35 protein-coding genes, 4 tRNA genes and 1 pseudogene are annotated in these 26,929 nt (G+C 58.2%); 29 read left to right on the forward strand and 11 right to left on the reverse strand.

The window, feature by feature from the left end:
* Nucleotide 1: 1 nt before the first annotated feature.
* The 15 genes from LPU83_RS45860 (at nt 2) to LPU83_RS45930 (ending at nt 9,426) form a co-directional block, all read left to right on the forward strand.
* Nucleotides 2-2,641, forward strand: a complete 2,640-nt coding sequence (locus LPU83_RS45860; RefSeq protein WP_037069294.1) for a phage tail protein — start codon at nt 2-4, stop codon at nt 2,639-2,641.
* Nucleotides 2,641-3,051: a hypothetical protein gene (locus LPU83_RS45865; RefSeq protein ID WP_037069297.1), complete on the forward strand. Its 411-nt coding sequence runs from the start codon at nt 2,641-2,643 to the stop codon at nt 3,049-3,051. Before LPU83_RS45860 ends, LPU83_RS45865 begins: the two co-directional genes overlap by 1 nt.
* Nucleotides 3,052-3,531 (forward strand): hypothetical protein, encoded by a 480-nt coding sequence (locus LPU83_RS45870; protein WP_037069300.1) that lies wholly within the window; start codon nt 3,052-3,054, stop codon nt 3,529-3,531.
* A complete protein-coding gene (locus LPU83_RS45875; protein ID WP_037069303.1) occupies nt 3,531-3,887 on the forward strand; it encodes a hypothetical protein in 357 nt (118 codons plus the stop codon). Before LPU83_RS45870 ends, LPU83_RS45875 begins: the two co-directional genes overlap by 1 nt.
* Before the next feature lie 12 nt (nt 3,888-3,899).
* Nucleotides 3,900-4,223, forward strand: coding sequence for a hypothetical protein (locus LPU83_RS45880; protein WP_037069306.1), 324 nt, complete (start codon nt 3,900-3,902; stop codon nt 4,221-4,223).
* Nucleotides 4,223-5,980: a hypothetical protein gene (locus tag LPU83_RS45885; RefSeq protein ID WP_051509073.1), complete on the forward strand. Its 1,758-nt coding sequence runs from the start codon at nt 4,223-4,225 to the stop codon at nt 5,978-5,980. The genes LPU83_RS45880 and LPU83_RS45885 overlap by 1 nt, the downstream gene beginning before the upstream one ends.
* Nucleotides 5,981-5,982: 2 nt before the next feature.
* Complete coding sequence (locus tag LPU83_RS45890; RefSeq protein WP_037069309.1) at nt 5,983-6,447, forward strand: hypothetical protein; 465 nt, start codon at nt 5,983-5,985, stop codon at nt 6,445-6,447.
* Between the two features lie 154 nt (nt 6,448-6,601).
* The gene (locus LPU83_RS45895) at nt 6,602-6,814 is read left to right on the forward strand and encodes a DUF7940 domain-containing protein (RefSeq protein ID WP_082321254.1); all 213 of its coding nucleotides are present in this window, start codon (nt 6,602-6,604) and stop codon (nt 6,812-6,814) included.
* Nucleotides 6,798-7,277 (forward strand): lysozyme, encoded by a 480-nt coding sequence (locus LPU83_RS45900; protein ID WP_037069312.1) that lies wholly within the window; start codon nt 6,798-6,800, stop codon nt 7,275-7,277. Before LPU83_RS45895 ends, LPU83_RS45900 begins: the two co-directional genes overlap by 17 nt.
* The gene (locus LPU83_RS45905; RefSeq protein WP_037069315.1) at nt 7,274-7,486 is read left to right on the forward strand and encodes a hypothetical protein; all 213 of its coding nucleotides are present in this window, start codon (nt 7,274-7,276) and stop codon (nt 7,484-7,486) included. The genes LPU83_RS45900 and LPU83_RS45905 overlap by 4 nt, the downstream gene beginning before the upstream one ends.
* Nucleotides 7,483-7,881 (forward strand): hypothetical protein, encoded by a 399-nt coding sequence (locus LPU83_RS45910; protein ID WP_037069319.1) that lies wholly within the window; start codon nt 7,483-7,485, stop codon nt 7,879-7,881. The genes LPU83_RS45905 and LPU83_RS45910 overlap by 4 nt, the downstream gene beginning before the upstream one ends.
* Nucleotides 7,882-7,912: 31 nt before the next feature.
* A complete protein-coding gene (locus LPU83_RS45915) occupies nt 7,913-8,113 on the forward strand; it encodes an anaerobic dehydrogenase (RefSeq protein WP_244656143.1) in 201 nt (66 codons plus the stop codon).
* On the forward strand, nt 8,110-8,415 hold the full coding sequence (locus tag LPU83_RS45920; protein ID WP_037069325.1) for a hypothetical protein: 306 nt from the start codon (nt 8,110-8,112) through the stop codon (nt 8,413-8,415). Before LPU83_RS45915 ends, LPU83_RS45920 begins: the two co-directional genes overlap by 4 nt.
* 96 nt (nt 8,416-8,511) lie before the next feature.
* Nucleotides 8,512-8,964 carry a Panacea domain-containing protein gene (locus LPU83_RS45925; RefSeq protein WP_037069328.1) on the forward strand — a complete coding sequence of 151 codons (453 nt, stop codon included), beginning with the start codon at nt 8,512-8,514 and terminating at the stop codon, nt 8,962-8,964.
* A gap of 3 nt (nt 8,965-8,967) precedes the next feature.
* Nucleotides 8,968-9,426 carry a hypothetical protein gene (locus LPU83_RS45930; protein WP_037069330.1) on the forward strand — a complete coding sequence of 153 codons (459 nt, stop codon included), beginning with the start codon at nt 8,968-8,970 and terminating at the stop codon, nt 9,424-9,426.
* 176 nt (nt 9,427-9,602) lie between these two features.
* Here the strand turns inward: LPU83_RS45930 and LPU83_RS45935 are convergent, their stop codons facing one another.
* Nucleotides 9,603-9,923, reverse strand: a complete 321-nt coding sequence (locus tag LPU83_RS45935; protein ID WP_037069332.1) for a hypothetical protein — start codon at nt 9,921-9,923, stop codon at nt 9,603-9,605.
* A 166-nt stretch (nt 9,924-10,089) separates the two neighbouring features.
* On the opposite strand from LPU83_RS45935, the gene LPU83_RS45940 reads away from it, so the two are divergent.
* From LPU83_RS45940 to ligD, 3 genes are all read left to right on the forward strand, one after another.
* The gene (locus tag LPU83_RS45940) at nt 10,090-10,350 is read left to right on the forward strand and encodes a hypothetical protein (RefSeq protein ID WP_037069335.1); all 261 of its coding nucleotides are present in this window, start codon (nt 10,090-10,092) and stop codon (nt 10,348-10,350) included.
* 220 nt (nt 10,351-10,570) lie between these two features.
* Nucleotides 10,571-10,855, forward strand: coding sequence for a DUF982 domain-containing protein (locus LPU83_RS45945; RefSeq protein WP_037069338.1), 285 nt, complete (start codon nt 10,571-10,573; stop codon nt 10,853-10,855).
* A complete protein-coding gene (ligD, locus tag LPU83_RS45950) occupies nt 10,855-11,895 on the forward strand; it encodes a non-homologous end-joining DNA ligase (protein ID WP_037069342.1) in 1,041 nt (346 codons plus the stop codon). The genes LPU83_RS45945 and ligD overlap by 1 nt, the downstream gene beginning before the upstream one ends.
* Before the next feature lie 593 nt (nt 11,896-12,488).
* Here ligD and LPU83_RS45955 read toward each other — a convergent pair.
* The 4 genes and pseudogenes from LPU83_RS45955 to LPU83_RS45970 all read right to left on the reverse strand — a co-directional run bounded on the left by LPU83_RS45955 (nt 12,489) and on the right by LPU83_RS45970 (nt 15,835).
* Nucleotides 12,489-12,864: pseudogene (locus LPU83_RS45955) on the reverse strand (thermonuclease family protein).
* Nucleotides 12,865-13,350: 486 nt separating this feature from the next.
* Nucleotides 13,351-13,689, reverse strand: coding sequence for a hypothetical protein (locus LPU83_RS45960; protein WP_037069348.1), 339 nt, complete (start codon nt 13,687-13,689; stop codon nt 13,351-13,353).
* Between the two features lie 1,291 nt (nt 13,690-14,980).
* Nucleotides 14,981-15,598 (reverse strand): hypothetical protein, encoded by a 618-nt coding sequence (locus LPU83_RS45965; protein ID WP_082321181.1) that lies wholly within the window; start codon nt 15,596-15,598, stop codon nt 14,981-14,983.
* A 3-nt stretch (nt 15,599-15,601) separates the two neighbouring features.
* Nucleotides 15,602-15,835, reverse strand: coding sequence for a helix-turn-helix domain-containing protein (locus tag LPU83_RS45970; RefSeq protein WP_425301931.1), 234 nt, complete (start codon nt 15,833-15,835; stop codon nt 15,602-15,604).
* A gap of 92 nt (nt 15,836-15,927) precedes the next feature.
* Here LPU83_RS45970 and LPU83_RS72785 point away from each other — a divergent pair, with 92 nt between their 5' ends.
* Nucleotides 15,928-16,275 (forward strand): hypothetical protein, encoded by a 348-nt coding sequence (locus LPU83_RS72785; protein ID WP_162392069.1) that lies wholly within the window; start codon nt 15,928-15,930, stop codon nt 16,273-16,275.
* On the forward strand, nt 16,253-16,438 hold the full coding sequence (locus LPU83_RS45975; RefSeq protein WP_244656144.1) for an HNH endonuclease: 186 nt from the start codon (nt 16,253-16,255) through the stop codon (nt 16,436-16,438). Before LPU83_RS72785 ends, LPU83_RS45975 begins: the two co-directional genes overlap by 23 nt.
* Before the next feature lie 211 nt (nt 16,439-16,649).
* Here LPU83_RS45975 and LPU83_RS45980 read toward each other — a convergent pair whose 3' ends face one another.
* The 5 genes from LPU83_RS45980 to rlmB all read right to left on the reverse strand — a co-directional run bounded on the left by LPU83_RS45980 (nt 16,650) and on the right by rlmB (nt 20,466).
* Nucleotides 16,650-17,669 (reverse strand): hypothetical protein, encoded by a 1,020-nt coding sequence (locus LPU83_RS45980; RefSeq protein WP_051509074.1) that lies wholly within the window; start codon nt 17,667-17,669, stop codon nt 16,650-16,652.
* A gap of 397 nt (nt 17,670-18,066) precedes the next feature.
* Nucleotides 18,067-18,360 (reverse strand): hypothetical protein, encoded by a 294-nt coding sequence (locus tag LPU83_RS45985; RefSeq protein ID WP_037069356.1) that lies wholly within the window; start codon nt 18,358-18,360, stop codon nt 18,067-18,069.
* Between the two features lie 266 nt (nt 18,361-18,626).
* Nucleotides 18,627-18,702: transfer RNA gene (locus LPU83_RS45990), tRNA-Thr, on the reverse strand.
* A gap of 129 nt (nt 18,703-18,831) precedes the next feature.
* Nucleotides 18,832-18,960, reverse strand: a complete 129-nt coding sequence (locus tag LPU83_RS75130) for a hypothetical protein (protein WP_258579660.1) — start codon at nt 18,958-18,960, stop codon at nt 18,832-18,834.
* A gap of 615 nt (nt 18,961-19,575) precedes the next feature.
* Entirely contained in the window at nt 19,576-20,466 is an 891-nt protein-coding gene (rlmB, locus tag LPU83_RS45995) for a 23S rRNA (guanosine(2251)-2'-O)-methyltransferase RlmB (protein ID WP_024316574.1), read from the reverse strand.
* A 206-nt stretch (nt 20,467-20,672) separates the two neighbouring features.
* Here rlmB and LPU83_RS46000 point away from each other — a divergent pair.
* Both LPU83_RS46000 and LPU83_RS46005 read left to right on the forward strand, forming a co-directional pair.
* Nucleotides 20,673-20,757: transfer RNA gene (locus LPU83_RS46000), tRNA-Tyr, on the forward strand.
* A gap of 26 nt (nt 20,758-20,783) precedes the next feature.
* Nucleotides 20,784-20,857: transfer RNA gene (locus LPU83_RS46005), tRNA-Gly, on the forward strand.
* 64 nt (nt 20,858-20,921) lie between these two features.
* On the opposite strand, the gene LPU83_RS46010 is transcribed toward LPU83_RS46005, so the two are convergent.
* On the reverse strand, nt 20,922-21,431 hold the full coding sequence (locus LPU83_RS46010) for a hypothetical protein (protein WP_024316573.1): 510 nt from the start codon (nt 21,429-21,431) through the stop codon (nt 20,922-20,924).
* Nucleotides 21,432-21,704: 273 nt separating this feature from the next.
* Between LPU83_RS46010 and tuf the strand changes: the two genes are divergently transcribed.
* The 7 genes from tuf to rplA all read left to right on the forward strand — a co-directional run bounded on the left by tuf (nt 21,705) and on the right by rplA (nt 26,851).
* Entirely contained in the window at nt 21,705-22,880 is a 1,176-nt protein-coding gene (gene tuf / locus LPU83_RS46015) for an elongation factor Tu (protein ID WP_037069361.1), read from the forward strand.
* Nucleotides 22,881-23,533: 653 nt separating this feature from the next.
* On the forward strand, nt 23,534-24,427 hold the full coding sequence (locus tag LPU83_RS46020; RefSeq protein WP_024318432.1) for an NAD-dependent epimerase/dehydratase family protein: 894 nt from the start codon (nt 23,534-23,536) through the stop codon (nt 24,425-24,427).
* A gap of 140 nt (nt 24,428-24,567) precedes the next feature.
* Nucleotides 24,568-24,643: transfer RNA gene (locus LPU83_RS46025), tRNA-Trp, on the forward strand.
* 188 nt (nt 24,644-24,831) lie between these two features.
* Entirely contained in the window at nt 24,832-25,032 is a 201-nt protein-coding gene (gene secE, locus LPU83_RS46030) for a preprotein translocase subunit SecE (protein WP_007531587.1), read from the forward strand.
* 17 nt (nt 25,033-25,049) lie between these two features.
* Nucleotides 25,050-25,580, forward strand: coding sequence for a transcription termination/antitermination protein NusG (nusG, locus tag LPU83_RS46035; protein WP_024318431.1), 531 nt, complete (start codon nt 25,050-25,052; stop codon nt 25,578-25,580).
* Between the two features lie 142 nt (nt 25,581-25,722).
* Nucleotides 25,723-26,154 (forward strand): 50S ribosomal protein L11, encoded by a 432-nt coding sequence (rplK, locus tag LPU83_RS46040; protein ID WP_024318430.1) that lies wholly within the window; start codon nt 25,723-25,725, stop codon nt 26,152-26,154.
* A 4-nt stretch (nt 26,155-26,158) separates the two neighbouring features.
* Nucleotides 26,159-26,851 (forward strand): 50S ribosomal protein L1, encoded by a 693-nt coding sequence (gene rplA / locus LPU83_RS46045; RefSeq protein ID WP_024318429.1) that lies wholly within the window; start codon nt 26,159-26,161, stop codon nt 26,849-26,851.
* The last annotated feature ends 78 nt before the right edge of the window (nt 26,852-26,929 follow it).

A 26,929-nucleotide genomic window follows, 5' to 3' on the forward strand; every position in this document is an offset into this window, starting at 1 on the left:
GATGGCAATTTTTACGGCTCTGGCGGCGACATTTTCCGCTGTCAGCTCCTTTATCGGTAGCCTTAGCGCGTTCGGCACGTTTGCCCTGCGCACGGCCGTCGGCATCGGTCTGAGCCTCGCGGCGCAGGCTCTCGCAGGCAAGCAGAAAGATAATACGAACTTCTCCATCAACGGAGACATTCAGGGCGGCGGCGATCTTGCGCGTTCGTTCATCCTGGGCCGCTACGCGACGGCTGGCAGCCTCGTCTGGTCGAATACCTGGGGCAATGATGGAGATACGCCGAACGCCTGGTTTACTCAGGTCATCGCGATTTCCGATTTGCCAATCACCGGCCTCGTCGAGATCTGGGTCGATGGCAAGAAGGTGACCTATGATCCGGCCGGCAACAACAACACGGCCTTTGGCTACTCCATCCCGGACTACGAAAGCAGCGGCCCGAACCTCTACGTCAAATTCTACAATGGCAAGCAGACGGCAGCTGATCCGGCGCTCTACACCTATGCCCAGAGCATAGAGCGCCCCTGGGGCGTCGACCGCATCGGCTACGGTGTGGCCTATGCGGTTGTGCATGCTCGCGCGACCAGGAACATGTTCAGCGGCTTCCCGGCCGTGACCTTCGTCGTTGACGGCATCCCGCTCTACGACCCCTCGAAGGATTCGACCGTCGTTGGCGGCTCTGGGCCTCAGCGCTTCAGCGATCCTTCCACGTGGGGCGGCGACGGCGACAGGCTTCCTGCCGTGCAGGTCTACAACATCATGCGTGGCCTTCGTTTTGGAACCCGATGGGTATACGGCGTGCAGGGCCTGACGACGGCCCGCCTGCCGGTTCAAAACTGGATCACCGCTATCAACGAGTGCCGCAAGGTCATCGTTTCCGTCTCTGGCGATGGTACTCAATACCGATCGGGCGGCGAGATCTCTGTTGATCAGCCGGTCAATGCGACCGTCGAGAACCTGCTGACGGCGTGCCAGGGCTCGCTCTCCGAGATCGGCGGCGTCTATCGCCTGTTTGTCGGCGAACCCGGCACTCCGACGATCAGCTTCACGGATGACGATATCCTGTCGACCGATGGGCAGACGTTCACGCCGTTCTATGGTCTGGCCGACACGATCAACGGCATCAACGGGACGTATCCGGAGCCGTCCAATGGCTGGGTGACGCAGACGGCGCCTCCTTACCTGCGGCCCGATCTGGAAGCGAAGGACGGCAACAGGCGGCTCCTGGCTGACGTTTCCTTTGACCTCGTGCCCTACGCCGAGCAAGTGCAGCGGCTGATGAAATCGGCACTGCTTGCTGCGCTTCGGGCCCGCCGACACACGATCGTGCTGCCGCCAAGCTTCTGGCCGTATGCGGTGCCCGGCGAGGTCATCCAGTGGACATCGGTCCGCAATGGCTACGCGAACAAGTGGTTCGTGATCGACGGTGCAGTCGATCGTGGCAACCTCGATGTGATGGTCGATATCACCGAGGTTGATCCGTCCGACTATGACTGGGATTCGGAAACCGAGTTCCAGCCGCCGGTCGATGGAGCCGTCGGTCCCGTCGTGCCGCAGCCTCAGCCGATCATCGACTGGTTCGTCGAGCCGTACACGCTACTGGATAACGCCAGCAACAGCCGCCGGCCTGCGATCCGCATGGTTTGGGATAATTCACCAGGCGGCCTGATAGGCGTCATTGGCGTGCAGTGGGAGGTGCGGGACGCGGCGACCTTCGAAGTCGTCTATCGCGGCAACACACTGCGAGCCGACGTCGGCTCGGTCATCATCGCGCAGAACCTCTTGCCGAATAACGCCTATGGGGTTCGCGGCCAGCTCGTGCCGTCCGATCCCGACCGGCTCATGGAGTGGAGCGACTGGCTCCCGGTCACGACGCCCAACGTCCTGCTGACGGATATGGATATCTATCTGCCGGGTGTTGTCGAAGGCGTAGAGGAGTTGGTCAACGACGCGACGGCATGGATCCGGGATGGAACGCGTCAGACCATCCTTGAGGCGCAGCGCATTTCCCGTCTGCAGGCGGACGAGGACTTTGGCAGCTTCCTGGCGCGTCAGCAGCTCCGGACGGAAATGGTGCTGACGAATGGCAGCATCACGGCCAGCTACCTCAATGCCATCACGATCGCCACCGGGCCGAATTCGGCTCTGGCGCTGCGCCTGGAGGATCTGGAGGTCTATGTCGATACGACCGTGGCGACGGCGATCGACTCGCTGCAGGTGCAGATCGACGAGCAAGGCGATGCACTGGCGTCAGCTATTACCTCGCTTTCGGCCGCATCCAATACGGGCGACGTGGCGACGGCAAACTTCCGCATGACGGTCAATGCCGGTCCCTCTGGCTATGCCGCGCGTATCGGCGCGGAGGCACGGGCGGGAGGCTCTGGCAGCTTCAAGGCTGCTGCATGGTATCTCGATGTCCCAAGCTCACCGTCGCAGCCCACGCGTTTCCTCGTGGTCGCCGAGCAGTTCGTTGTTGCCAACCAGGCGGATCTTGGCAACGTCAGCAACCCGCTCGTGTTCCAGTCCGGCGTGCTTTCGCTGAACGTCGCCAATATTGGCACGGTCAACACCGGCATCCTGCAAAGCCCCAACGGCAAGATGGTTATCACCCTGACAGCCGGAACGATCGAGATCTACGACTGATGGCAGTACGAGTGAAGTTGACGCCCGGCCGCGTGGTGATTTCCAAGCCAGGCTACGATGCCGGCAACCCGGATGGGATCGGAGACCGCAACAAGGTTTTCGATTCCAACTGGAATTTCTCTGGAACAATGCTCCAGGCGGGGCGTGCAGCGGGCAACAACGGGGCAAGCAACGCACCAATCACCATCCCGTTTGGCCGCACCTACACGTTCGTGCCGGCAGCGCGCGTCGTTGCGTTCTTCAGGGCAAACGGCAGCTTTCCGACGATCACCGGATATCAGGCCTACTACGACCTGCCGCAGTGGGGCGCCAACTCGCGCATCTATCAGGACCGCATCTACCTGGAGTCCGATACCGACGGTGCGACCGCGTGCGAGTACATTCTCTGGCAGATCTACGGAGTTCGATGAATGGCCAAGCGGACCAGAATAGGCCCGCACGTCACGACAGGGGAGCCGGGTGTCTACATCAGTCATCCAGGCGTCGACGTCGACAACGTGGCGGTGCCGTACTTGCTGGATTCTCGATACAAGAATCTGGACCTCTTCACGTACGGCGTTGTTGGCATGAACCGCATGAATGCGGTGTCGGAGACGGTCTACTACGCGACGGTGACGATCGCTGACCTGGGCTACCAGCCGCAGTTCTACGCGAACATGGTTTATGCGTCGAACAATGCCGGCGGCATTCCTGTTAATTCGGCTTATTGGCCGTCTTCCGGAGTGACGTTCTACGTGAACGCCGGCAACAGCCAGTTCACGCCGCAATCGTCTGGCGTCTGGATGCCTAACCGCACAACAATCTGCGCGCAGGCCAACATTCTGCAGAACAACGTGAACGGCAACATGGTGCTCTACTACGTCGTCTTCAAAAATCCGGAGGCCGCATAATGGGACGGCGCGTTTTCATCGGTAGCGATGCCGGCGTCATGAAGTTTCGGGCGACGAACATGTCGACGATCGATTCCCGCTATGCCGACATCAGCCAGTTGACCGTTCACGAGCAGATGGCTCCGATGGTTCCGAAGGACAGCGGGCAGATCACTTTCGGCGGTGCAGGCTCTGCAAACGTCGGCCTGACGAAGTCGTATAGCTATCCGCCATTCATCTTGCTCAAGTCGAGTATCGGGGTTGTCCCCGGTCACCCGAATCTATGGGCCACGATCAACGTCAACAGCTTCGTCATTACAATCTCGACACGGTTCGCTCACACCGTGACCTGGTGCGCATTTGATGAGCTCGTTTAGCCAGGAGCCGCAATGTCTGAAGAGAACAAAATCATCATCTCGCCGCAGGTGCAGCTTGTAGAAACGGCGGCGCAGAAAGGCTTTCTCGAACAGCGAGTGCTGATGCTGTCTCAGCTTTTGCACGACAAGGCCGAAGAGGTCTCCGCCCTGCAGCACGACGTCAACGAGCGCAACGAGGGTAACGCCGAGTTGTCCAGGCGAGTGGAGGAGTTGAACGCCCGTCTACAAGCGGCTGAGGCGAACTCGGCCGAGTTCGAGCGGCAGCTTTACCTCGCTCTCAATCAGCCGGTGGAAAACTTCACCGGCAAACAAACCGAAACCATAGAGGCTGTCTGATGGCTGCTATTCTTCCGTCTTCCTACAAGGAAGGCACCGTAACCATTGCCAACGGCAGCACGGCGGTAACTGGCACCAACACCTTCTGGGGCGATCCGAACGGCGAGGGCAATCCCATCCTGCCGGGCGACTGGTTTGGCGTGCACAAGGGCTACGCCATCCGTATCGCATCGATCGAGGGCAACGGTGCGCTGACGCTGGCCAACCCTTGGCCCGGTCCGTCACAGACCGATGCGGCCTATGAGGTTATGCTACAGAGCGACAACGCGCGCATGGCGACGTCGACACGTCAGCTTCTGCAGCAGCTTATGAATGGCAACATCGCGGCTTTCACGGGACTGAGCGGCGAGCCCGATACGGTTCCGTATTTCGTCGGACCCGGCGCCATGGGCTTGCTGACGCGGCAGGACCTGACGCAGGGCGTGAACTACGATGTGCAGGTTGATACGCTCACGGATCGTGCTGCCTATGACTTGCAGGTTCCCGGCTTCGCTATCCTAGTATCTGACGTGGGGGACGGACGGGCGGCCATCTATTCGAAGGTAACGGCCGCTTCCGGCGACTGGAGCGATCCGGCCTACATCACCGGGCCGCGCGGTTTGAACTGGAAAGGCGCATGGAGTGGCGCGACGGCGTACGAGAAGGATGATGCTGTCAGCTACAACAACGCATCCTGGATCGCGCTTGTCGAGAACAACAACGTTGCGCCTGTAGCGGGCGCCACCTGGGGCTTGCTCGCAGCGCGTGGCGCTACTGGCGCAATCGGTGTCAACCCGCGTGGAGCATACGATAACGCGACGGCCTACGCTGTTACGGACTCCGTGCTCTACAATGGATCGACCTGGATTGCCATCGCGGCGACCATCGGAAACGCGCCGCCCAACTTGCCGACTACGTCTAACACATGGTGGCAGTTGCTTGCACAAAAGGGCGTTGATGGAACCGGAACGGGTGATGTCGTCGGGCCGATCGGGGCTGTCGATGGCAACGTACCGGTTTTCGACACGGCGACGGGCAAGAAACTGAAGGATGGTTTCCCCGTAACCGCGTACATGAAGACCCTTCTTGATGATACCGATTCGGGCGCAGCGCGCGCGACGCTTGCAGGTTTCGGCGTCGTCCGGCAGACCGTATTCACCGCATCGGGCACCTTCACCCCTCACGCTGACATGATCTACTGCATCATAGACTGCTACGGTGCGGGTGGCGGTGGCGGCGGCGCCGCTTTGACGACAAGCAACACAATCAATGGTGCAGGCGGTGGCGGCGCCGGTGCAAAGTCTCGGAAGATCGCCAGCAAGGCGGATATCGGCGCATCGCAGGCCGTGAGCATCGGGGCGGCGGGTACGGCGGGATCGAGCGCGCCGGGCGATGGCGGTAACGGTGGGACGTCCAGCGTCGGGACACTTTGTACTGCTCCGGGCGGATCAGGGGGCAAGGCTGCGGGAGCTGGTAGTTCTGGTCTCGGCGGTGCCGGTGGCGTCGCTGGGACGGGCGATCTGTCGTTGCCTGGATGTCCTGGGGTGACCGGATTTCGGTCGGGGACCACACTCACAATTGTTTACATGCGACAGGGCGGCGACGCGGCTGACAGCGTTGGGTTCGGCGGGCCGTTGCTGCTCGGCGCGGCGGGGGCTCCCGCGGTCGGATACAGTGCGGGCGGTTCAGGCGGCTCCGATTACAGTGGCGGCGGCACAAAGGCAGGCGGCGTTGGCGCTAATGGGCTCGTCGTAATCACGCAATTCTGCGCGAGGTGATCATGATATTTTGTAAAATCGAGAATGCGGTAGTCGTCGACAGGATCATTGCTGACGATCTCCCGAGTGACTGGCCAGACCTTTCTTCGTGGGTGCAGGAAGATGAAGCCCAAATCGGATGGGGATACACTGGCGGCGCATTTATACCGCCTCCTGCACCTGTCCTTCCGGTTGATGTGCCCGCTGAAATATCGAGACGACAGTTCTTCCAGGTGCTTGCAAACCGGCAGTTGATCAGCAAGGGCGAAGCCTTGACAGCAGTAACGGCTGGCACTCTGCCTGCCGCGCTGGACGCGCTAGTCTCCCAGATCCTCGATGAGGATATCGAGTGGGAGGCCCGCATGCTCTTTGCTGGTGCGCAGACCTTCAATCGTTCGAATGGCTTCGTGGATTTCTTCGGCGCCATGCAGGGGATGTCCACCGTCGATCTCGATCAGCTATGGCGGGATGCGTCCGTCTTGGATTGATCTGCTGACATCAGGGAGCCCGCCGGGGTGGGCGGGCTTCCTGACGCATTACTGACAGGAGCTGACCGCATCTCGGTCGGCTCGATAAAAGCACAACCACGCATTGCTGACGCCTCAGCCAATAGGCGTAGGTTGCCTACCTTCCGGTGAAAAAATGAAACTCATCCCCGACTGGCGCCGGGTGCTTTCGCGCGCCTGGTCACTGCGGCTTATTGAGCTCGCAGCACTGGCCGACATCATCCTCAATCTGGTTCCGGCCGTGTCTGACTTCCTGCCGTGGTGGCTGACGCTGCTGCTGCTTGGCGGCGCGTACGTCGGCCGGATGCTGGCGCAGCCGTCTGGAGAAGAAAATGCCAAAACTGAATAAGAAGGCGGTCGCAGCAATTGCGGCCGTTGCGCTTTCGATCGGCTCGCTGATCAAGCCATGGGAAGGGCTTTCGCTCTCCTCTTATCCCGACATCGTCGGAGTGTGGACGGCCTGCTACGGCGAGACCCTTGGCGTCCGGCCCGGGCAGAAGTTCACCAGGGCGGAGTGCGACGAGAAGCTGCTGACGCGCGTCATGAACGATTATTACGTGCCGCTCACCGGATGCATCGCCGACTTCGACCGCAAGCCGGTTGAGTGGCAGGCCGCAGCAATCTCCGTCACCTACAACGTCGGCGTCGGCGCAGCCTGCAAGTCCACGTTCGCGCGGCTCGCACGAGAGAACCGCATGAAGGACAGCTGCCAGGCCATGACCGCATTCAATAAGGCTGGCGGCAGAGTGGTGCAGGGGCTCGTCAATCGGCGCGCTGCTGAACTCAAGCTTTGCCTTAAGGGGGTCGCATGAACTCCACCAAGATCAACTACATCGTTTATGGCCTAGCAATCCTCTCATCGATCATTGCCGGCCTGCAAGTCGTCGACTGGACCGCGTTCCTCACGAAGGATCAGACCATCGCCATTATGGGCGGCCTGAACACCCTTGGTGTGATGATTAAAGGCTGGATGGCGACCGCGGAGTTGATGGCCAAGCAGATGGCGGGAGCGTCCAAATGATCGGCGCAATCGCAAAACTGCTTGGCGTCGACAAATGGCTTGTCAGCGCCGTCTGCGCGCTGGTCCTAGCCGTGCTCGTCTTCTTTGCGGCCAGCACAGTCTACAACCGGATTTATGATTCCGGATATCAGGCTGCGGCTGGAAAGTTCACGGCGGAGATCGCCGAGATGAAGGCGGCGGCCATTACTGCCGCCAACGCCGAAACCGAGCGCCAGGATGCAGCCAACAACGGCGCAAAGGCTCGCGAAGCGGCCCGCATCGCTGCGATTGAAGCCGAAAACGATTCCCTAGAACAGAAAATCACGGAGCTAGAGCGTGAAGCTAAGCAAGATCCTGATGCTGGCCGCGCTGCTATTGGTGCTGCCGGGGTGCGTCGCATTAACCAGATCCGATAGACTTGTCGTTCCACCGGTGGCTCCTCGCTTGGTGGCTCCGGACTCGGCGCTCGTGCAGAAGTGCGCTGGCCCGGTCGACATCGGCGACAAGGAGTTGACGCAGGCAGATCTGGAACGCTTGTGGATCTCCGATCGCCAGCGCCTTCTGACATGCGTCCGACGCCATCTGGCTCTCGTGGGGTTCTACGCCGACCGTGATGCTGGCCTGTCCGGCAAGGCGGTGCAGAAGTGACACCAGAAGAAATCATGAAGGCGGTTCTGTTCTTCCTGACGGTGGCCGGCGCTGGCTGGGGCATCTGGTGGCGCATTGAGGCGAAGACAAAGGTCGCCGAGGACAAGGCAAGCAAGATCACCGAAGATCTGGCCGATTTTAAATTGCGAGTTGCGGAGACCTACGCCACCAAAGCCGGAATGGAAGCCCAGACTGCTCAGCTGCTCCGGGCCATTGAGAGCGTTGGGAACAGAATAGATGGACTCCACGAACGGCTAGACCGAGCATTCGAACGCACCACCGGGCGCGCAACGCGGGGGTGACGCAACCTGTAGATTGGTTGAGACTTTGTAAGTGCAATTGTGATAGAAGCCCCTATATAGAGGACGGAATCAATCGCGCGGACAGGAGGGTATGTAATGTATGACGCACGACATATTGCCAACTGGTTCGTGAACCGCGCTAGGCAGGACGGCAGGCAGCTGACGATTATGCAGTTGCTGAAGCTTGTCTATATCTCGCACGGCTGGCATTTGGAAATGCAAAACTCTCCGCTGGTGATCAACAAGATCGAGGCGTGGAAGTTTGGTCCGGTTATCCCCGACGTCTACAACTCTTTCCGCCCGCAGGGGGTGGTTGTGGGCGCTCCGTTGCCGTTGAATGCACCGCCGCTCTCTCCACGGGATGTCCATCTGCTGGAGCAAATATACAAGAACTACGGCACCATGTCGGCACAACAGCTTTCTGATCTCACCCATGAGCCTGGCGGCCCATGGGATCAGGCTACGAGGACTTGGGGCTACTTCGCGCCAATTCCTAACAATCTGATCCTGGGCCACTATCAGGAAAAACGTCGGAGAGCGGCGGCGTAGTGCATGACAACTGATGTGCCTCTGCCGCAACCTTTTGCGCCTACTGAAGCTCCCCCTTCGACAGAGGGGGAGATTAACTCCCTAGATGTCCGACTTGCCCAGCTCGAACTTAAAATCGATGAGGCTCGCCTCAGCGGAGAAGCCAAGCATCGCGATCTGCTGATCTCGGAAGTTCGGCAGCGCATTCGGGTGCGCTATTGGGTCGTAATCATTGCGATGGTGGCCATGTTCTTCATGGGAGTGGTGCTATCGCATGCTGCTCACCATTACTTTTGGGGGCCGGTCGTTATCATTCCTCCGGCGGTGGCGATCGCCATGTTCGTAGGCCCTATCATTTCCATCACGACAATCACAATTGTACTGCTTGTAGGTGCTTTCAGGCGCTTTAAGGATGACGACATGGATCAGATCAATGTCGCCTCCATCGCCGCGGAGGCCACGAAGTCGGTCGTCGGTCGCTAGCAATCAGCCTAGGCGCACCACGCGCAGTTAATCCAGCCGCCCTGCCTTAACCGGGGAGGCGGCTATTTTCGTTTTTAAGCGATCGTTAATATAAATGGGACATTCTAGGAAACTTCCGATCGGCGGGAAGGGGACATGTTTCTAACAAAGCTACTCTTTCTGATGCTGGCCGCGATCTACATTGGGCTTTTCTTCGTTCCCCACTGAAGCCCGTTCGCGGCCAGCAGCCGATCATAATAGTCCTCTGCCATTCGCGATGCTTCTCGAGCAGTCGGCTCGAAGCCCTGATGCGGCATTTGCCGCTCGCGCACCTCCGGCCCATGGCCGCTCCACTGCCATTGTCCGCTCTTCGGGCCGGAATCCTCAAGCCGTATCCGCCCGACCGACACGTCGCCGTCCCATGCCTGAAAGTCCTGCATCGGCTTGCCGTCGAGGCCGGTCTCACCCGGCCATGTCTCGCGCCATTTGTATTTTGGTTGGTATTCGGGCGTGCGCACAGGGCCTCACATGAAAGAGGTTGCCGACAGCCGCTTGTCGATGGTTTGAATTCTCGCTCCGCCCGAGCGTCGTGACAGATGGCGTTGTTCGTCGGCTGCGTCAAGGTCCGCGATCGCCTATCAGAGCGCAGCTGCCGCTTCGCAGAATCGATGATATAAAGGCGGGATGCCAAGACCGACAGACGATCAAATTCTGGAATACACCAACCAATTCGTCGAGGTGATGCGAGAGGACTTTGAGCGTTCATTTGGGCTGAGAGAATTCAGAATTTATGTCGGCGCCGAGTTTGACTTTGATGCTCGCGAAATGGACGACGATCTCGAGCTTGCCATTATCCGGCGCTTCGATGCCCACTACGACTTAGCGCGCGCTACTTTCGACATGCGTTGGGAGTTCCTTGATTCGTATGTAGAAGCGCAGCTGTAGCCGGAGGCCATCGCGCTCAGGACGTTTCTTCTTACGGTCCGAAAAGGCCCCGCTGTGAGCACGGGGCAAGTTCCAGGGTGCTTCGGGGTGGTTACCCAAGGCGATAATTCAACTTAAAATCGTCTTCGGGGTTCCGTTCGGCATATATTTTTTCGACTCATCTAGACGAAAACGAATCACTTGCCATTTGTTGATTCTGCCTTGTCAAGGAGTTTCGAGAATGGACCTGGACATTCCCGTTTTCATCAAGCCGCTGGAAGTCGAGATCGACGGCCACGGGAAATATCGACATGCCGAAACCGTTCAGGATCTCGCGCGGATGCTCCTGAGCAAATGGCCAGGCTCCGAAGGGGAAAAATTCCATAGCGCCCTCATGCGATCCATTGAGGCGATGGAGTGGTATGTCGCCGCCGCGACAGCACGCTCAGCCTTCGTCGATGCCGCTCACGAGGCCGGTATGCATGTCCTTCCGGATGACATGGACGAGATGAAGAAGGCCAGCTGATGGCCAAGACGCCGCGTTCTCAGCCTCTGCAGGCTGACGCACAGCCGCTCCGTTCGCGCGCACGAAAGCCGCGTGACCCTTCCCAGCCCAAACTCCCCCTTGATCCAATGCCGGCTCGCATAGAGCCGTGCCTGGCGCTGCTCAAACCGCGTCCGCCCGTCGGTCCGGATTGGACCTATGAGGTCAAGTGGGACGGGTACCGCATTGCCCTCCATCTCAACAATGGAAATGTCCGGATACTCACCCGTGGCGGCCACGATTGGACGCATCGTTTCCCCGGGATCGAGGATGCAGCCAAGCGCCTTGGCGTCGGAACGGCTATCCTGGATGGAGAGGCCGTTGTACTTGACGACGAAGGGAGACCTGATTTCGGCAGGCTGCAGAACTCGCTCGGTGGGCGCGGCGGGAAACTGCCGGCCGGCAATGCGATCATGTTCGCCTTCGACCTTCTGTATTTCGACGGGCACGATATCCGAAACATGGAGTTGTCGTCACGCCGGTTCTTCCTGGAGTCGCTCCTTCGCAACGAGGAGGGCGCAATTCGCCTCTCGGAGGAAGTCGAAGGCGACGGTCGCGAAATCTTCTCTGCGGCGTGCGAGCACGGCCTCGAGGGCATCATCGCGAAGAACAAGGAAAGTACCTATCGCTCCGGCCGACTTGGCGATTGGGTAAAGGTGAAGTGCGTCCAGTCTGACAGCTTCATCGTCGTGGGCTACGAACTCTCCACCGTGGCCAGATCGGGGATTGGCAGCATTCTGTTGGCTGCGCGTAAGGGGAACGACTGGATCTACGTCGGCAACGTCGGGACAGGCTTCAACGAAAGCAGCGCCGAGTATCTCCGAAAGACACTCGATCGGATCACGCGAAAGACGCCGCCGGTCAGGTACGAAGGCCGGCGCAGGAACCTCGTCTGGGTTCAGCCGACGCTGATTGCCGAGATCGAGTATCGCGCCTGGACGCATGACGGGAAGCTGCGCCATGCGTCGTATAAGGGCCTGCGCGAGGTGCAGGACAGTGCGTCGGTTTACGAAACCGAGTGACGCCACAATACGCAAGCCACTTCGCCTCGATGTATTTGGTCAAACGCTATCAGGTGGCGCGAAGAAGCAGTTCATGACGGGAGCTCGTTGCCATAAGGAATGAAAAACAGATGGTGTCTCGTGGCTAGGTGATGGTCGCCAGGATGAATAATGACTGAGTATCCACGGCGCCCTCTTTTCACGTCATACCCGGGAATGGCCTCGCAGTCTCCACCGACATCTGTACCTTTGCAGCATGCTGGCGGATACGTCCAAGCGCTTTTAGCCTGATGGGCATCGCCCTCCCCAAAAGGGAAGATCAATGCAACTGCGAATAGGATCTCGGAGGCGGTGGAAAGTGCGACTGTCATCTGAGGACTCCAATCGAAGGAATTCCATTCCGGAGAGAGCGATTCTACGCCCGAGCGCTCAATCATGTAAGCGACAACCTGGCACAGCAGGCATAGGGCCACAAATGGCTGCGAAAGGTGCAGGACAACGCGGCGGTTTATGAGATCAACTCAACTAGTAGTGTCTATTGAGGGATTTTTGCGCAAGTTCCGCCGCCGTACGCTAGTGCGACGAAACGATTCCCTCAATTGCAGAAGAGCTGGCTAGTTTGTGCACCAATCGTTACGGAGCCCAGCGTCACACTCGCGCAAAACCTTCCTTGAGCAGCTTCTGTCCGACCTCTTCGCCGTTCCGGTCATAGATGTTGACTAACGGCCGGTGTGAAAGAGTCTTGTCCTTTACGCCATAGAATTCGATCGTAAGGCCACCCTCGGCCAAAATCTCTTTCAGCCTTCCCTTGGCAAGCAGCGCCATCTTGCGTTCCTTCATGCACTTGGCATGACTACCGATCTCCGGCGTATCGATGCCGGAGACAAATGGAACGCCTCCTCCCATTAGTCTCAGGTTCTGTCCGTCACACTTCACGGTGTCCCCATCGACGGCGGTAAGCGATGCACACATCAAAAGCGTTGCGATCATCTACTGTTCACCATCATCGCACACTTACCGTGGGCTCGGCCTAAGCCAATGGATCACCCCTCCGCAAAGTGCGGCAAATGCAATAGGAGTAAGCATCAGCTTCCAGAGGAATGACCAATCAGAAGATGACCAATAGGATCCGAACGGATCAAATATGAAGACATAGCACCACACCGCCACAATCCAAACGAGCGAGCCCGCCGCATAGAATCTCAGCGGTCCTCTGAAGGATACTGGCCGCTGCAACAATCGCGGGAATCCAGTTTCGGCAAAGCGAGCGCCCGCCATACCAGCAGCCAAAGGACCTAGGAGCCATCCGATCCCGCGAGGCATGTAGTGCTTTCCCGTAGCATCGTTGAGTAAGGCGAAGAAACCGAATGCCAGGAGATAGCAAAGGGCAACAGCAATCACGAATCCTAGGATACGCGCGCCCCATTTTCTCATAGAAGTACTCCCACCGTCCAATTTCGAGCTACACGCAAGTTGTCAACCAGCCGCGCAATTCTTGCTACGCATGGCGTTTTGAATTGCCTGCACCTTGCCCTTTGAAACTGCTACCTGGCCTTCTTTGTCCCCACCAAACGTGCTTGAAGTCGGAACACCGATCAGGAAGACGCCCACAGCATCTCCCGTTGCTGCGTCGTTCTGCTGCTTGGATACCGTTGCGAGATTTTGTTGTTCTTTAACGAGCTCTGCCGCGAGTACAGGACAGCTCGACCCGGTGTATGCCGCCATAGGAATATCTACCGGAACGATTGCGTCCGGACGTTTGGCGCACGAGGTTGCGGCCAGCAGAATTGCCAGCGAAGCGTAGCGAATTTTCATGAATGCCCCATTAGAAAGACTCTTAACCCGACCACGAAATATGCATGACGTGTCGTGGCTTGAAAGGGATAATTCAAGGTTGATCGTGCTTTTCCACTGCCGCAACCAATCGGCGTGGCCGCAGTGAAGAAAAAGGCCGGCACCTTCCTCGGCGTCGACCTTTAGATTTCAGGCAATGATAGCAGCCGGAATGCTGATCGGTCTGGCCGCGATTACCTCAGCTTGCACGACGACGCCCCAAAATTCAAATCGCGCCGATTTTCGGTAGTGTCTCAGTTTGAAATTTGCGGAAACGCCTAATTCGTTTGGCCGAGTTGTGCAAACGCCTATATGCCGCTGCGGATGTCGCCTGCCATGGCCGCTGGCGTTGCCGACAAGCTCTGGTCGATGGACGATCTGGTTGCGATGATGGACGCTGTTGCGCCCCGGGTCGCCTCAAGACCTACAAAAGCAGCTGGCTGCCGCGGAGTTATGAGGATAAGTTCCAAGTTTCCGAGCCGACGAAACAAAAAGGAGCAAGCCATGAAGTGCAGAGGTTGGTTGCTCATGACCGCTGTGACTATATTTGGAATGCTCGGCGATCTGTCGGTCGCGCGCTCAGAGTGGAACGGCAACGTTGGCTCTTTTTGTGCCACGTATAGGTTGCCTGGGGGATGCCTATCTACCGCCGGAGCTAGGTGCCACCGACTAGATTGTTACATAGAGAGGCGGGGCAAGTATAGCCGAGAGGCGAGACAAGAAAGGGAACCGTTACTTTGTGATGTGTACCCGCAGTGTGAATACAAGGGGCCGGGCATACCTGGCGGCCTCAGCTTAAAGCCCAACACCCCTCCCTTCGCTCCGCCGCGGCGCTGCGACCCGAACTACAAGGGGAAGGGGGTATGTGTTCCAATCGCATCTGACGTGGATTGCACGGGCGGCTGCGGTAACGGTCCAGCCTTTGTTACTGGACCGTTCAGGTACACGGGCACTGATGTCTACGGCTTGGATGCCGACCATAATGGGATCGCGTGCGAGCACCCGTGTGAAGATTAGGTTCGCCTGCTCGGCCGGACTACCAACTAAGCCAAGACCCGTTAGCTTCCCACGCTCTAGCGTTTTCGCAATTTCCGCGTTGACTTGATTGGGAGCCTCAAAATTTCAAACTGAGACACTACCCGATTTTCAATATCATCCAAGGCATTCCGTGAATCCGGCCTGCAGCCAGGGCTTCAGGCCGGCCAACGCTCTGTCGTGTGCCTACAGATGGGGCTGGGGCTAGTTGATCGAAGGGCGAAAGCGCAATAAAAGACTATGATGGGCGCGCCGACCATTTGTCGTGGCGATCAACCTCCGCTTTGCCCTCCTTTGTCACCCGCAATGTCTTTAGTCCGCGATGATCTTTTCCGACCGCGCGGACTAGCCCAGCCGAGACCAACACACTGATCGTGTGTTCACCTGCCCGGGGGATGAGGTCGATGGTATTGCAATCAGGACGATTGATCATGTAGCGCAGTGCGCGCACTTCTCGCGGATGAAGTCTATGACGAGGTTCATGCTTCAGCCGATCCTCTTCTTGCCGCCTAATGCGCTCCTGATTTGCAATCTCTTCTTGGCGTTCCTGCTCGTCGATATCCGCCCAGAACCGAGTGTCCTCCGCCCACGCCGTAACCACATTTTCCAACGGCGGGGCGGTCTCGAGTTTACGCACTACGACGCACCAGCCTGCAGCGCCGTCGTGACTATCGACAAAGACTCTGCGTTGGACGCTATAAAAGTCGTAAACGTCGTGCAGGTGCCACATGGCATAGGTGTCGCCGACGTTTGGAACAACGCCGCAGAAGTAGTCCTCGTCGACGCCGAGGATTGGTTCCAGCGCGCCATCTGGCTGGATTTCGAAAAGCCTTACGCCGAAGCCGCGACTACCCATCGGTTAAGCCTGCTGGTCCCGCAGCTTTACGACGCCATCGCCTCGGTCGTTGTTGATAAACTCTATGCCGGCCACTTCCAGGGCCGATTGAATCGCGCTGAGGGTCCGCGGCATTATTGCTTCTCCGCGCTCAAGACGAGAGATCGTATCGACGGCGACGGCCGACATTTTGGCTAGGTCTCGAACTCCCCAGCCAAGCGCCGCGCGAGCCATCTTGCTTTGAACAGAATTTATCATGACAATGTACCGAAATCGTATTGACGCACCGATAAAGTGCTGTTATCAGTACATTGTCACGAAAGCAGTTCAAACGCAATGAGGAGACCTAGATGCAAGCAGAACAGGCCAATACGCAGAGAATTCAGTTGCCGAGAAGTTTGATTGGCAGACGACACACCTTTCAGTTCTCCTGGAAGTTTGAAGTCGGCCAGGCGGTCAAGTTCCACGACGTACGCGCCATTGTCACTGGCCGCAGATGTTCAGCGTTGGGTCGCCAGCTTTACGAAATCGCAATGGATTGCGCCGATCGACCGCATCGCACGGTACGTGGCGAGTACTTGGTAGCGACCGATGAACACCGAGACACGACGCATATACACGTTAATTCTGTTTCACCGGCAGGGTGGAAAGTGCTGCTATTGCAACCGCTTCATGATGATATCTTACGAGCCGCGTGAGCGCTGGCGACCCAACGCCGCGACCCTTGAGCATCTTCGGCGCAAGGTAGACGGCGGCAGGGACAATCGAGATAATTTCGCCGCGGCATGCAAGGACTGCAACAACCGCCGCGGCAAACGCGACTGGCTTTCTTATACCAGCATTAAGCGTAACGAGTTTTAGGCGCGTAATGCGCGCCGGCCCGCCATGATGGCGTGCCTCTTTTATTCAAAGTCACCTATGGCCGGCGCGGTCACCACCTGCGCCTACACCAGCAGCGCGCCGGCCGGTCTGGTTCGTCTTACTTTCCGCTCGTATTGCCGCCACAAGCACGCCCGTCCGCATTTTTCAACAGGCGAACATCTCGACGCAAAACGCAAGGCCGGTTGAGCTGTTAAGGCGTGTAATCAAGCTTGAAGTTGAACCCTTGTGCACGGTGACCACCGCCGGTGGGGCACGCACCTTTGTTTGCCTCTCTGTTCCAGAACATTGAGCGGCAGCGATCACAGAAGCGCCATTCGTCCTGGCCGAACCCTGCATGATCATGTGGTAAGAAGAAATTGTAACCCGCAGCCGCGTGAGCGCCCCCGGCAGAGCAGACGCCAAGCTGTGCCGGGTCGCCAGCCCAATGCATGCAGTTGCATTTGGTGCAGAAACGCCAGTCGGGTTGCCCCCCGTCCGCGCCGGGATGCTCATGCGGCAGATAGTATGTCCAACCCGCAGCTTCGTGGCCGCCGCCTGCCGGGCAGACGCCCTTAATTGGAGTGCCATCGAAGAACAGTGATCGGCACTTGTGACAGAACCGCCATGCAGCTTGGCCCCGGTTACGCAAGGCAAATGTCATCGTGTAGTCGCCTCCATCGCCTTGCGCTCGCACGTTGACTCTTGCAGTCTGGCCGGTCTCGGCGAAGGCGATGTCGGCGGGAGTAAAAAAGATTTCGCGTGCCCCGACGACTACGTCGTCCACCATTGGAGCGATGTCAGGAATACCGTGCGCTGCGGAATCCACGGCTTGAAGGACTAGATCCCGACGTACGTTCCGATCCTGCACCGCAAGACTCGCGAAGAGAGCGCTGTTGACTCCCGCCGCAATGATTCCCCGCAGACCCTCTGCACTTCCCTCATCGTTCTCAATAAGGGTGGCGGTAAAGATTGTCGTCGCCTGGTCCAGCGATCGCTCTTCACCAAAAAGGCCCCAGAACGGTGCGAAACCGTGAGCATGCGTCTCGGCCCCGTCTACGTCACCGAACGGGCCATATCGATAGGCGCGAGAGGACGGAATCGGGACCGGAACCCCCGCAGCCGGGACAGTAGTGGAAAGATCGGTGGCCGTTACGATAACGTACGGTTCGTCAGAACCGACTTCATCGGTCTCGACATGGCAACGAATGGACTCGAGATAAGCGTAGAGCATGTCAGGATCTCCTTCGAAAGAAATGATGATGGCTTCTAGGCTAACGGCCTATCATCGCAGGATAGGCATCTCAGCTTTTCAAACGTGCGGCATCGCCTTCGCGTGACGCAAGATATCGCTGCTTGGTGGAGGCGGCGGCACTAGGCAGAAAATTGGCATCTTAGACATGCGTATTCCCGCGCGAACACGAAGGAACGGCGCCGGTGCTGCGCAACTACAATGAGAATTCGCTAAACGCTATGCACGGTGCACTGTAGCTTAAATCAGCGGGATTTCAACAAGAAGATGCACGGAGTCTAAAATGCAAGCGCCCCTATCTCGTGGGGCAAACGTGCGAGGCGGGCGCAGGCAGTTGCACCCGTCGGCGCGAATGCCGGCGGGTTTTTCTATTCAAGTTTCAAGTTGCCGCTGCGTTTTTCGATGGCTCGAGATTGGCGCCGAATATGTCGCTTTCTGGCCGTTCTGGGATGGCAGTCTCGTCGGGCACAATCTCTATCTTGCTTGGTTCCGTGAAAAAGAACTCCGCATTTGGGTCACTTGGCCAGATCGCCTGAAACACTTCGGATATCGTTGTGTCAGGTGTGAAAGTATACGCCTTTGTTGGTGCGGCTTCCTTTGCTCCAACCCCGGCGGCGGGCGGAAAAGAAGCTACGACAACAAATCGAGAGGCCTTGTGGCTCATACTATCCATGCGAATCTCCTTTGTGGGACCGCGTGGATTCTATCACATCTGCGATTGCGGAAGCGCCGTCATGCACGCTGTTCGACTTATTCACAGGGGCGCATTTAGCACGGGCGATCGTGCGCCGTCATGCGCCATTCATGTTCCACGGAATCCCCGCTAAGGCTGAGAAAGCCCGGAAAACATGGTAATTCTGGTTAAAGATTTGGCGCATGAAAAACCCGCCAACGAAGGGCGGGTTTAACATCAAGTCACTGATTTCGTTCACAAATCGATGGTGCCCCCGCCAGGGTTCGAACCCGGGACCCCCTGATTACAAATCAGGTGCTCTACCAACTGAGCTACAAGGGCGATGCCTGCCAAGTACCAGATTCTGCCGTCCTGTAAAGCAGAAATCGGCGCGATCTTGATTTCTTTGGTGCCACCTGACCGCCGGAGATTGGCGAACGCAACGAGATTGCGGCGTCCGGGTTCCCAAGCCTAATTCTGAGCAGTCTGCCGCACGCTCGCTTGCACGTCGCCGGTCTTCCCGGCGCCTGATGGTGACATCATTGTGATGGTCAGCACCGAGGCAACCATGAAAACAATGACGGCGATCATCACCCGCACGTTTCTCTCCTTCAAAATCGTGCGAGGCAAACGCACGGGGCCGATCTACTGTTTCCCGGGCGATCGCCGAGCGTTTACGGCATTGGCGTTGGGATGGGGCGTTCAGGGGCAGGTGCAAGCGGAGAGGGTTCGTGCGTTGGCTGCGACTTGTCGATCCAAGCGATGCTGAGAATGATGGCGACGAATACAGCGACGAAGAGAGTGCCGACAATGAGGGAGCGGATGGCCATATGGGATACGTTCCTCCTGTTCGAGTGCGGGACAGCTATAGAAAACGGCAGCGTCAAAAGCGAGGCGAGTTCGTTTTTTTCTGATCATCAGCAATGGCTTGCCGCCTTCCTCGTTGCTTTTCCCGAAGTTGCCGTGGTCCCGCAGTCGAATGAAAGGGATGCTTCGTTGGCGCTCATCAGTACGAGCCAGAAGCCCTCAATGTGGAAGATCGAAGGATCGAGCCTTCCAATGGCTGTCGCGCAGTCTCCGGCCGGTGACAGGGCGAAATTGCTATTCGCGTTGGCCGCGTCGCTCAGCGCGCAAACTGGCAAAAAAGTGCCGCCGATCGAAGAACGAAGGGGATCGCGGCATTCCCTCTGTTGCCACGATCTGCCGCTGATCCCATCATACTTTCAGATGCAGCCTCGCCGCATAGAGACCGATCGCCGCCGCGTTGGACACATTCAAAGACTTGATAGCACCCGGCATGTCGAGCCTTGCAAGTGCGCTGACGGTTTCGCGTGTCTTCTGCCGCAGCCCCTTGCCCTCGGAGCCCAGCACCAGCGCCACCTTGTCACCTGAGAATGTGCTCTCGAGCGGAGCCGGGCCTTCCGAATCAAGACCAATCGTGAAGAAGCCAAGCTTGTGCAGTTCGCCAAGCGCGTCTGACAGATTGGTGATCTGAATATAGGGAATGAGTTCCAGGGCACCGGAGGCTGATTTTGCCAGCACGCCTGATTCGGTCGGGCTGTGGCGCTGCGTGGTGATGACAGCCCCGGCATTGAAGGCAACGGCGGAACGCATGATTGCGCCGACATTGTGCGGATCGGTCACCTGGTCGAGCACGAGAAGCAGCGGGCTGCCTTTCAGTGCTTCCAGCCGTCGAACGGGCAATGGCCGCGTTTCCAGCATCACACCCTGATGGATCGCGTCGGGGCCGAGGACCTTGTCGATATCCTGCGGAGAAACGGTCTCGACCGGAATGCCGAGCGTATCCGCATCGATCTCGAGACGGGCAAGCGCATTCTGAGTCACCGACAGCTTGACGTTCTTGCGCTCCTTGTTGTCGAGCGCAGCACGAACCGTATGCAGGCCGTAAAGATAGACCTGATCAGGCGCGAGTGCCGGAGGTTTCCAGTCCTCGGCGCCGCGCCGGCGCTTCTGTGGTGTGGGTGTCGGAATCTCGCCGCGCTCGCGCTTGCTGTCGCGATGCGCGCGGCGCAAGTTTGCATAATGTGTGTCCTTGGCGGACTTGTCGTCGGTGGGCTTGCCACCGGTTTTGTTGTCTTTGCTCATGCGGCTTTATAGCGAGGGCGCTTCTTTCCGCATAGGATTTCTTTCAGGAGCCCGGCTTTCCGCTGCCGATGAAATTTTTCACATTTTTTCCATCGTCATCGTGTTGACATGCGGAAATCGTCCGGTCATATACGCGGCGCAGACCGAGGGGTGGCAACGCTTCGAAAGTCTGACGAGCTTGGTCTCGCGATCCGGACGAAAAGACTGGAGAGATGCCCGAGTGGTTAAAGGGGACGGACTGTAAATCCGTTGGCTCAGCCTACGTTGGTTCAAATCCAACTCTCTCCACCATTCGTCATTGGATCGGATACCACCCCGCGGGTATAGCTCAATGGTAGAGCAGCAGCCTTCCAAGCTGAATACGCGGGTTCGATTCCCGCTACCCGCTCCAAATTTCCGAAAGTCCGGTATTCACCTAGACGTTTTACACGGCTTGCACTGCTTCTGCGTGGCTGCTAGCCCCACAAGAGCACAAGAGGCGAGGCGAGCGCGATGATGCCGGCGATCATCCACCTCGTCTGTCCGTAGGCACTGAGGTCTTCCCTCGAAAGCCAGGCGCGGACGGCAATGAATCCGATTGCTATGATCGCGCTGTAGATCAGGGCGCGCAGCAGGATCGACCAGCCGCCCCCGAAAAGCCCGATGGCGATGCCGAAGCCGGTCAGGGCACCGAGAATGCCATATCCGACATCGAACATCAAAGTGGTGGTGGCCGAAAGCGGCGTCAGCATCTTCGGGAAGGCGATCGCGAATGCTGCGGTGAGCAGCCATATGGCCACAATCGCCTGCAGCGTCGACGAGTTGACAATGGATGTCGCCAGAGCCGGAAGGCGCTCGGGCGAGGACAGGCGCAGAAGCTGTGCGACCCAGTCGATCGCGGCGGCAAGAATCCACAGTATGAATGCGCAGGCGGCAAAGATCAGAAAGTTGCCTGCGGATCGCTTTGCAATTTCCTTCGGTTCCATTGCGTTGTCTCCGAGTGCTTCCGCGTGAGCGCAGCAAATGAAGTAGTATCATATTCTTGGCCGGTCGCGCGCGTTCTTCGGGAATATATCTTCGCTGCTATTTGCAGTGCAGGTTGCCGATTGGATGCTTGCTGCCCTATGCGTGCCCGGGTCAGGAATCGGGCTAGGAATAGCGTCCGCAATTAGGTCTTGCGCAATTTCCCCGAAAGCCTTAAACGGCGGCACTAAACCGGTTCGCCGGGGTCATCCATTTCGTTCACAGGAAGCATTCAAATGGCAAAGAGTAAGTTTGAGCGCAACAAGCCGCACGTTAACATCGGCACGATCGGCCACGTTGACCACGGCAAGACGTCTCTGACGGCAGCGATCACGAAGTATTTCGGCGAGTTCAAGGCGTACGACCAGATCGACGCTGCGCCGGAAGAAAAGGCCCGCGGCATCACCATTTCGACGGCCCACGTCGAATACGAGACCCCAGCCCGCCACTATGCTCACGTTGACTGCCCCGGCCACGCCGACTACGTCAAGAACATGATCACCGGTGCGGCGCAGATGGACGGCGCGATCCTGGTTTGCTCGGCTGCTGACGGCCCGATGCCGCAGACCCGCGAGCACATCCTGCTGGCTCGCCAGGTCGGCGTTCCTGCGATTGTCGTGTTCCTCAACAAGGTCGACCAGGTTGACGATGCCGAGCTTCTCGAACTCGTCGAGCTCGAAGTGCGCGAACTGCTGTCGTCCTACGACTTCCCGGGCGACGACATTCCGGTCATCAAGGGCTCGGCTCTTGCTGCTCTGGAAGACTCGGACAAGAAGATCGGCGAAGACGCGATCCGCGAGCTGATGGCAGCCGTTGACGCCTATATCCCGACGCCTGAGCGTCCGATCGACCAGCCGTTCCTGATGCCGATCGAAGACGTGTTCTCGATCTCGGGCCGTGGTACGGTTGTGACCGGCCGCGTCGAGCGTGGCATCGTCAAGGTTGGCGAAGAAGTCGAAATCGTCGGCATCCGCCCGACCTCGAAGACGACGGTGACCGGCGTTGAAATGTTCCGCAAGCTGCTCGATCAGGGCCAGGCTGGCGACAACATCGGCGCTCTCGTTCGCGGTGTGAACCGTGACGGCGTCGAGCGTGGTCAGATCCTGTGCAAGCCGGGCTCTGTCAAGCCGCACAAGAAGTTCAAGGCCGAAGCCTACATCCTGACGAAGGAAGAAGGCGGCCGTCATACGCCGTTCTTCACGAACTACCGTCCGCAGTTCTACTTCCGCACGACGGACGTGACGGGCATCGTCACGCTGCCGGAAGGCACGGAAATGGTTATGCCTGGCGACAACGTCACGGTTGACGTCGAGCTGATCGTTCCGATCGCGATGGAAGAAAAGCTGCGCTTCGCGATCCGCGAAGGCGGCCGTACCGTCGGCGCAGGCATCGTTGCCTCCATCGTCGAGTAACGACCTGGATCGAATTGATAGAGCCCCGCTGGAAACAGCGGGGCTTATACATTGAGAGGCCGGAACATTGTGATGATGCTCCGGCCTCTGGTGTGCTTGGGAGGCGTGTCGTCACCGGGGAGCGGGTAAAGGGTTGAACTTTTCCTTGGAACCCGCGGTTTAAGTGTCTTCGCGCAGCGCGCTGCGGTGGCCCGCCCAACTTCTTCGTAGGAAGTGAACAGGACGTGCTCAATCGACTAGCTGAAGGCCAGACCATCGCATTGGAGCCTAAGTGGAATCACCAGCACAGCAAGAGCGCTCCGGCGGACGTCCGGATCATTCATTCCACCCACGCAAAGCCGAATCCGACCCACTGCGTCCATCCTGAGAAGACCACTTTCCACCGGTCCAAGACACCTTGGGCGAATGCTCGGGGATAGGCGGCTCGACCGTATCGCCCACTCGGTCAAGAGGAAATGGGTTCGTGTGAACAGGGCTCTTCGGAGTTAGGCTTCAGTTCTTAACACCCACTCATAAGTCTTCATCCACTGGCCTTGGCCGCCTCATGAGAATGGAGCGCGTCACCGCGTGGTGACAGCGCAGCGCAGGCAGTGGTCTTGCGCTTGAGTGCAAAGCCTTTATCTATCCCTCCGATTTCATATGCGGAGGAAACTATGAAAAAGCGTATTCTCTTCACGGGCGGTTCGGGCAAGGCAGGGCGCCATGCGGTGCCATGGCTGGTCAACGCCGGCTACGAGGTTCACAACGTCGATCTGGTGCCGCTTGATAGCCCCGGTGTGACCAATCTGATCGCCGACATCACCGACAGCGGCCAGATCTTCAACGCGCTTTCGATGCATCGGGACTTTCCCGACCTTGATGCGGGCAGGGGCGTCCAGCCTTTCGATGCCGTGGTGCATTTCGCCGCGATCCCGCGCATCCTCATCAAGCCTGACAACGAAACGTTCCGCATCAACACGATGGGTACCTATAATGTCATCGAGGCAGCGGTGAAGCTCGGCATCCGCAAGATCATCGTCGCCTCCAGCGAGACGACCTACGGCGTCTGCTTTGCCGAAGGCCATCGCGACTTCCATCAGTTTCCGTTGGAAGAGGACTACGATGTTAATCCGATGGATTCCTACGGCCTCTCCAAGGTGGTGAACGAGAAGACAGCCCGCGCTTTTGCGGAGCGCTCAGGTTTCGACATCTACGCGCTGCGCATCGGCAATGTCATCGAGCCGCACGAGTACGAGAAGTTTCCGACCTATTTCTCCAATCCTGAAATGCGCAAGCGCATCGCCTGGAGCTATATCGACGCCCGTGATCTGGGCCAGATCTGCCACCTCTGCATCGAGAAGGACGGCTTGGGCTTCCAGGTCTTCAACGCCGCGAACGACACGGTCTCGGCCAATACGCCGTCGAGGGAACTCGCCAGGCGATTCTATCCGAGCGTGCCGTTCACGCGCGAAATCGGCGAATACGAGGGGCTGCTCTCCAACCGCAAGATCCGCGAAGTGCTTGGCTTCAAGGAGGAGCACGACTGGCGCAAATATGTGAAAGTCTGATCGCAGGCGTTTCGCGCACCGCAGGATTGGAAAAATAGAAAAACGCACTTGCCAATCCTGCGCTGCCGCCTTAAAGGGAGCGCCATGCTTGCAGTTGCGCTTCGCGGCCAGTCGGTCAAGAAGCTGAATGTAAAGCGTAAAGGGGTATAGCTCAGCTGGTAGAGCGGCGGTCTCCAAAACCGCAGGTCGTGGGTTCGAGCCCCTCTGCCCCTGCCATCTTTCTTGAACGAGTAGAGCGGATATATCGCGGCGGTTCGGACAGAAAGGCGACGTATGGCTAAGTTCGTTAAACTTCGGTTTCCCTCTTGTGTAATCGGGAATCGATGTTTATGTAGGGTTCAACAGACACGCGGTGCGTGGGGCTGAATTTTCAGCTTTACGCGCCGTAATTGCGTGGGCAGTCGATGGCATCCAAATCCAATCCGTTTACGTTTCTACAGCAGGTTCGCTCCGAGACGTCGAAAGTTACCTGGCCGTCGCGCCGCGAGACGATGATCTCGACGGTCATGGTGCTTGTAATGGTGATCTTTGCCGCGCTGTTCTTTTTTGCCGCTGACCAGCTCATTGGCTGGCTGTTGAGCTTCGTGCTTAACGTCGGCAATTGATCGGGTGGAGTAGTAACATGGCGGCACGTTGGTACATCGTCCACGCGTATTCGAATTTTGAGAAGAAGGTGGCTGAATCCATCGAGGAGAAGGCCAGGCAGAAGGGACTCGAGCATCTTTTTGAAGAGATCCTCGTACCGACTGAAAAGGTGGTTGAAGTGCGTCGCGGCCGCAAGGTCGATTCCGAGCGCAAGTTCTTCCCGGGCTACGTTCTCGTTCGTGCCAATCTCACGGACGAAGCCTACCACCTGATTAAGAACACGCCGAAGGTTACTGGTTTCCTCGGCTCCGACAATAAGCCTGTTCCGATTCCGGATTATGAAGCCGAGCGTATTCTCGGCCAGGTTCAGGAAGGCGTCGAGCGGCCGAAGGCATCCGTTACCTTTGAGATTGGCGAGCAGGTCCGCGTTTCCGACGGTCCGTTCGCGTCGTTCAACGGCACGGTTCAGGATGTGGACGAAGAGCGTTCGCGCCTGAAGGTTGAGGTGTCGATCTTCGGCCGCGCTACGCCGGTCGAGCTGGAATACGCTCAGGTCGAAAAGGTCTGAGCGGGCGCGGTGTGAGCCGCGAACCGCGTGGAAGGTGAGGGGTCTTAGCCGGACCCTGTGATCCGCACCACGCAACCGCAGCCGCCGGAGAAATCCGGCATCACTGGCCGGGCAACCGGTCATCAATGAAAGGCAGAGAGATATGGCTAAGAAAGTTGCAGGCCAGCTCAAGCTTCAGGTCAAGGCAGGATCGGCAAACCCGTCCCCGCCGATTGGTCCGGCGCTTGGTCAGCGTGGCATTAACATTATGGAATTCTGCAAGGCGTTCAATGCCGCTACGCAGGAAATGGAAAAGGGTATGCCGATCCCGGTCGTCATCACCTACTACCAGGACAAGTCCTTCACCTTCGCGATGAAGCAGCCGCCCGTCAGCTACTGGCTGAAGAAGGAAGCGAAGATCACGTCCGGTTCGAAGACGCCTGGCAAGGGCGCTACCGCCGGCAAGCTCACCAAGGCTCAGATCAAGTCGATCGCAGAAGCCAAGATGAAGGATCTGAACGCAGCGGATATCGAAGGTGCAATGGCGATGATCGAGGGCTCTGCCCGCGCCATGGGCCTGGAAGTGGTAGGATAAGACCATGGCTGGCAAGCGCACCAAGAAGATCAACGAAGGTGTTGATCCCACAAAGCTCTACGCTCTGAACCTTGCAATCGGTATGGTCAAGGAGCGCGCGGTTGCGAAGTTCGATGAAACCATCGAAGTCGCTATGAACCTCGGCGTTGATCCGCGTCACGCAGACCAGATGGTCCGCGGCGTTGTCAATCTGCCGAACGGCACGGGCCGCGACGTTCGCGTTGCTGTCTTTGCTCGTGGCGCCAAGGCTGACGAAGCCAAGGCAGCTGGCGCAGATATCGTCGGTGCTGAAGAGCTCGTCGAAATCGTCCAGGGCGGCAAGATCGATTTCGATCGCTGCATCGCGACCCCGGATATGATGCCGCTCGTCGGCCGCCTCGGTAAGGTTCTCGGCCCGCGTGGGATGATGCCGAACCCGAAGGTTGGTACGGTTACGATGGACGTCGCTGGTGCCGTTAAGGCATCTAAGGGCGGCGCTGTTGAATTCCGCGTTGAAAAGGCCGGTATCGTTCACGCCGGCATTGGCAAGGCCTCTTTCGACGCCAGGGCGCTGGAAGAAAACATCCGTGCCTTCGCTGATGCGGTCATCAAGGCCAAGCCGGCAGGCGCCAAGGGCAACTACGTCAAGCGCGTAGCGATCTCTTCGACCATGGGCCCGGGCGTCAAGATCGACCCGTCGTCGGTTACGGCCGCTTAAATAATATCGCCGGGCTTCGGCCCGGTTCATGAATTCCGGCCTCGCAAGGGGCCGGAGTATTCCGGAGAAATCCGGAAT

The organism is Rhizobium favelukesii, assembly GCF_000577275.2.
Taxonomy (GTDB): domain Bacteria; phylum Pseudomonadota; class Alphaproteobacteria; order Rhizobiales; family Rhizobiaceae; genus Rhizobium; species Rhizobium favelukesii.